Annotated in this window: 1 pseudogene; it reads left to right on the top strand. The window is 67.0% G+C overall.

What is annotated here, in order from left to right:
- Positions 1–528: pseudogene (locus AB1460_RS37915) on the top strand (transposase); the annotation flags it as partial.
- Positions 529–818 lie beyond the last annotated feature (290 nt).

The raw sequence follows: 818 nt of genomic DNA on the forward strand, positions 1-818 counted from the left end.
TATCTGATCTTCGTGCGGGTGTGTGGCTGGTTGGTTCTCCTCGGCCGTTCGTCAGCCTCGAAGGACATCGAGCTGCTGGTGCTGCGGCATGAGGTCGCGGTGCTGCGCCGTACCCAGCCCAAGCCCCGGTGGGACTGGGCGGACCGGGCGGTGCTCACCGCACTGATCCGACTCCTGCCCAGAGCGCTGCGAGCGCACCGGCTGGTCACGCCCGGCACCGTCCTGCGGTGGCACCGCCGCCTGATCACACGGACATGGACCCATCCACAGCGGATGGGTCGGCCACCGGTCGGCACGGAGATCGTGACCCTCATCGAGCGGCTCGCGACCGAGAACACGACGTGGGGCTATCAGCGGATCCAGGGCGAGCTCCTCAAGCTCGGTCACCGGGTCAGCGCCTCCACGATCCGCCGGGTCCTGAAGTCCCTGGGGCTGCCCCCGGCTCCGCAACGGCAGACCGACACGACGTGGCGGCAGTTCCTGCGCACCCAGGCCTCGACGATGCTGGCCGTGGACTTCTTCCACGTGGTGCGACGCGAGGTCGCAATGTGTGAGTGAGCGGAACGAGAGGAGGGTCGACGTGGTCGACGATTCGGCTCCGGGCTAGTGCTCACAGCCCGTCCCCGCCTCCGGCATGCGTCGCGTATGCACTCCATGCGCGGGGTGTGAAGCCCGGGGGGAAGCCCAAGGGTCGGTGATCCATCCACAGGCTACAGGCAAGGGGAAGACCGGAAGGGTGAATAAGGTGAAGCCTCGATGGAAGCCTCGTTAAGAAAGAACGCCGGTGATGGGATGCCGATACGGCGGTTAGGGCCTGC

The organism is Parafrankia sp. FMc2, from assembly GCF_041008525.1.
Lineage (GTDB): Bacteria > Actinomycetota > Actinomycetes > Frankiales > Frankiaceae > Parafrankia.